The 4830-nt window shown below is 68.8% G+C and carries 4 protein-coding genes; 1 reads left to right on the forward strand and 3 read right to left on the reverse strand.

Annotated elements, in window-relative coordinates; genetic code table 11:
• From OEY_RS0119900 to guaB, 3 genes are all read right to left on the reverse strand, one after another.
• Window positions 1–1460 (reverse strand): GMC family oxidoreductase N-terminal domain-containing protein (locus OEY_RS0119900; RefSeq protein ID WP_010595560.1); only part of this gene is annotated, 1460 nt, incomplete at its 3' end.
• A 205-nt stretch (window positions 1461–1665) separates the two neighbouring features.
• Entirely contained in the window at window positions 1666–2805 is a 1140-nt protein-coding gene (locus OEY_RS0119905; RefSeq protein ID WP_010595561.1) for a GuaB3 family IMP dehydrogenase-related protein, read from the reverse strand.
• Between the two features lie 87 nt (window positions 2806–2892).
• Window positions 2893–4416, reverse strand: coding sequence for an IMP dehydrogenase (gene guaB, locus OEY_RS0119910; RefSeq protein WP_029540128.1), 1524 nt, complete (start codon window positions 4414–4416; stop codon window positions 2893–2895).
• Window positions 4417–4692: 276 nt separating this feature from the next.
• Between guaB and OEY_RS30885 the strand changes: the two genes are divergently transcribed.
• On the forward strand, window positions 4693–4830 hold a 138-nt coding region (locus OEY_RS30885), incomplete at its 3' end, for a DUF5319 family protein (RefSeq protein WP_192811079.1).

Consider the following 4830-nt stretch of genomic DNA (forward strand, 5'->3'; position numbering starts at 1 on the left):
ACGCGGTGGTACGGGTCGATGACGCCGTGCTCGGGATCGGTGCCGATCACGCAGCCACCGAGGAAGTGCGCGGTGAGCGGGACGTTGAAGATCTCCCCCCAGGTGCCGCCCGGGACGCCGTCGATCTTCTCGGCGATCCGGCGGGTGGCCTCGTTGCCGACGGGAATCCACGTCGGGTTGGGGTGCCCGTGGCCCTGCCGGCTGGTGACCTTGCGGCGACCGAACAAGCCCTTCTTGGTGTAGGTGACGATCGAGTTGTCCAGGTTCTGCATGACCAGGGCGATGATGGTGCGCTCGCTCCAGTCCTTGACGCTGAGCATCCGGGCCATCTGGACCGGGTTCTTCACCACCTGGCCGAGGAACTTCAGCCAGCGTGGGGTGCGGCCGCCGCCGTCGGTCATCAACGTCTGCAGCAGACCCATCGCGTTCGAACCCTTGCCGTAGCGGACCGGCTCGATGTGGGTGTCGGCAGTGGGATGGAACGACGACGTGATCGCCACACCGCGGGTGAGGTCGAGGTCCGGGTCGACGCTCATCTTCCCGGCGCCGACGATCGACTCGGAGTTGGTGCGGGTCAGATGACCCAGCCGGTCGGACAGTTCCGGCAGGGCGCCGGTGTCCTTGAGGTGGTGCAGGAGATGCTGGGTGCCCCACGTGCCGGCGGCGAGGACGACGTGCCCGGCCGTGTAGGTACGACGGTTCTTCCGCTTCCACGCGCCGGTGCGCTCGGTGTCGACGTCCCACGTGCCGTCGGGGGCCTGGCGCAGGCCGGTGACCGTGGTGAGGGGGACGATCTCGGCGCCGGCCCGTTCGGCGAGCCCGAGATAGTTCTTCAGCAGTGTGTTCTTGGCGCCGTGCCGGCATCCGGTCATGCACTCGCCGCATTCGATGCAGCCCGTGCGGTCGGGGCCGACACCGCCGAAGTACGGGTCGGCGACGGTACGCCCGGGCTCCCCGAAGTACACCCCCACCGGGGTCTGGATGAAGGTGTCGCCCACGCCCATGTCCGCGGCGACGGACTTGACGATCTCGTCCGCGGGGGTCATGTGCGGGTTCTGCACCACGCCGAGCATGCGACGTGCCTGGTCGTAGAAGGGGCTGAGCTCGTCGTTCCAGTCGGTGATGTGTGCCCACTGGCCGTCTTCGAAGAACGGAGCCGGCGGCTTGTAGAGGGTGTTGGCGTAGTTGAGGGAGCCACCGCCGACGCCGGCTCCGGCGAGGATGAGGACGTCGTGCAGCAGATGGATCCGCTGGATACCGAAGCACCCCAGCTTGGGTGCCCACAGGAATCGCTTGAGATCCCAGCTGGTCTTCGCGAAGTCGGCGTCGGCGAAGCGCCGGCCCGCTTCGAGGATGCCGACCCTGTACCCCTTCTCCACGAGCCGCAGGGCCGTCACACTTCCACCGAACCCCGATCCGACGATGAGGACGTCGTAGTCCGTCGCGCGCTGCTCACCCACCGAAACACCTCCATGAAGCTGGTTGTTACTCACCAGTATGCACGGGCTTGCTGTGACCATTGCCACAAGGGTGCCCTAACTGTAACCATGAGTTTCATAAACCGCAGGTGAGGGCCGGAAACGGCTGTGGCCGAATGTCACACCGCTTCGATCGAATCGACGCGATGTGACATTCGGCCACAGCGGGTAAGGGGGTAGCGGCGGGTCAGGCGCGGACGGTCAGGCCGACCTTCTGGAACTCCTTGAGGTCCGAGTAACCCGACTTCGCCATCGCACGGCGCAGACCGCCGACCAGGTTCAGCGAGCCGAACGGATCGTCGGACGGACCGGTGAGCACGCGGTCCAGGCTCGGGCGCTCGTCGTAGGCGACCTGCAGCAGCGCGCCGCGCGGCACGGACGGATGCGCACTCGCCGACGGCCAGTACCAGCCCCGGCCCGGGGCCTCGGCCGATACCGCGAGGGGGGCACCGAGCACGGCGGCGTCGGCACCGCAGGCGATGGCCTTGGCCAGGTCGCCCGAGGTCTCGATGTCGCCGTCGGCGATGACGTGGACGTACCGGCCACCGGTTTCGTCCAGGTAGTCGCGACGGGCGGCGGCCGCGTCGGCGATCGCCGTCGCCATGGGCACTCCGATGCCCAGTACCTCGCTGGTGGTGGTGGCGCCCGCTGTCGAGCCGTAGCCGACGACGACGCCCGCCGCTCCGGTACGCATCAGGTGCAGCGCGGTGCGGTGATCGCTCACACCACCCGCGACGACCGGCACGTCCAGCTCGGAGATGAACGTCTTGAGGTTCAGCGGCTCGCTCTCACCGTGCGCCACGTGCTCCGCGGAGATGATGGTCCCGTGGATGACCAGCAGGTCGAGGCCGGCCTTCACCAGGTGCGGAGTCAGCGCCCGCGCATTCTGCGGGCTGACCCGCACGGCCGTGGTCACGCCGGCATCGCGCACCTGCGCGATCGCGGCAGCGAGTAAATCGGGCTGCAGCGGGGCCGCGTGGAGCTTCTGCAGGTGCGCGATCGCCGCTGCCGGGTCCGGGTCGGACTCGGCGATGCCGACGAGGCGTTCGATCTCGGCATCGACATCGGCGTGCCGGCCCCACAGGCCCTCACCGTTGATGACGCCGAGGCCACCGGCCTTGCCCAGTTGCACCGCGAAGGACGGCGAGACCAGCGCGTCGGTGGGATGGGCGAGCAGCGGGATGTCGAATCGGTACGCGTCGAGCTGCCAAGCCGTCGACACCTCCTTCGAGGAGCGCGTCCGGCGGGACGGCACGATGTTGATGTCGTCCAGCTCGTAGGTGCGTCGGGCGGTTCGCCCCATGCCGATTTCAACCAGGTCGCGCACGCGCGTCCCTTTCTTCTCAGGTAGATGCCCCCACCGGACACTCCGGCGGGGGCCGATCGCGGACTCTTGCTCTACCGAACCACTGCTCTACCGAACCACGTAGTTCGGTGCTTCGGCCGTGATCGTGATGTCGTGGGGATGGCTCTCCTTCAGGCCCGCCGCCGTGATCTGCACGAACTGCGCCTCCTGCAGCTGTTCGATGGTGGCGGCACCGGCATAGCCCATCGCTGCCCGCAGGCCGCCGATCAGCTGGTGCGTGACCTGCTGCAGCGGACCGCGGAACGGCACACGACCTTCGATGCCCTCGGGCACCAGCTTGTCCTCGGAGAGCACGTCGTCCTGGAAGTAACGGTCCTTCGAGTACGACTTGCCCGCGCCCCGGCTCTGCATCGCGCCGAGCGAACCCATGCCGCGGTAGCTCTTGAACTGCTTGCCGTTGACGAGGATCAACTCACCCGGCGATTCGGCCGTGCCGGCCAGCAGGGAGCCGAGCATGGCCGTGGAGGCGCCGGCGGCGAGCGCCTTGGCGACGTCGCCGGAGAACTGCAGGCCGCCGTCGGCGATGACCGGGACGCCCGCGGGCTTGGCGGCGGCGACGGCCTCGAGGATGGCGGTGATCTGCGGCGCGCCGACGCCCGCGATGACGCGGGTGGTGCAGATGGAGCCGGGACCCACGCCGACCTTCACGGCGTCCACACCGGCCTCGATGAGCGCTGCGGCACCCGCCCGGGTCGCGACGTTGCCGCCGATGATCTGGACCCGATCGCCGACCTCGGCCTTGAGCTTGGCGATCATCCCGAGAACACCCGCGGAGTGACCGTGGGCGCTGTCGACCACGAACACGTCCACCCCGGCGTCCGCCAGGGTCATGGCCCGGGACCACGCGTCGTCGCCCACGCCGACCGCGGCACCGACGAGCAGGCGACCGTCGCGGTCCTTGGTGGCGTCGGGGTGCTGCTCGGTCTTGACGAAGTCCTTGACGGTGATCAGTCCGGTCAGGCGACCCTGCCCGTCGACGATCGGCAGCTTCTCGATCTTGTGACGGCGCAGCAACCCGAGGGCGGCTTCGGCGGTGACACCCTCCTGGGCGGTCACCAGCGGCGCCTTGGTCATGACCTCCGCGACCGGGCGGTTCTGGTCGACCTCGAACCGCATGTCCCGGTTGGTGATGATGCCGACGAGCTGGCCCTCGTCGTCGGTGACGGGCAGCCCCGAGATGCGGAAGCGCGCACACATGGCGTCGACCTCGGCGAGGGTGGCGGTCGGCTTGCAGGTGACCGGGTCGGTGACCATGCCCGCCTCGGACCGCTTCACGGTCTCGACCTGCGCGGCCTGCGCCTCGGCGGACAGATTGCGGTGCAGGACGCCCATACCCCCGGCGCGGGCCATCGCGATGGCCATGCGCGACTCGGTGACGGTGTCCATCGCGGAACTGACCAGCGGAACCCGGAGACGGATGTCCCGGGTCAGCTGGCTCGACGTGTCCACCTGGCTCGGGATGACGTCCGACGCGGCCGGCAGCAGCAGCACGTCGTCGAAGGTCAGACCCAGCATGGCGACCTTGTCCGGGTCGTCACCGCCGGTATGCACGTGCCCTCCGGTACTCCTCATGCGGTTCGGACCCTCCATGACGCGTCGATACGGTGCGGGCGGGTGGCCCCCGGCCCGGCATCGGTGATTACGGAACACAATGTCGTGAAAGACAATGGTGCGAGCGGTGCGCACCGTTCCCCGGACGCTCCGAACAACGATGCCCTGCTCGTGAACTATCGTATCGGTTCACCGGGACCGGCACACACGCGCATCCGCACGCGTACACGAAGGTCCGCGGGAAGTCCACGGTGTGACGGCTGGCGCGGACCCCGTCGGACTGCGTACCGTGGAGTCGTGCGTGATCAGTTGCCTCCCGGTCTGCCACCGGACCCATTCGCTGGAGATCCCGACGATCCGTCCGCCGCACTGGACGCCATCGAGCCGGGTCAGCCGCTCGACCCTGCCGAGCGGCTGGGCGGCGCGGGGGGGCTT

Origin of the sequence: Rhodococcus sp. P14 (assembly GCF_000256505.1) — a bacterium.
GTDB lineage: Bacteria > Actinomycetota > Actinomycetes > Mycobacteriales > Mycobacteriaceae > Rhodococcus > Rhodococcus ruber.

Excerpts from the sequence above, each read along its gene's own strand:
- guaB (WP_029540128.1), bottom strand. The coding sequence starts at position 4,416 with ATGAGGAGTACCGGAGGGCACGTGCATACCGGCGGTGACGACCCGGAC.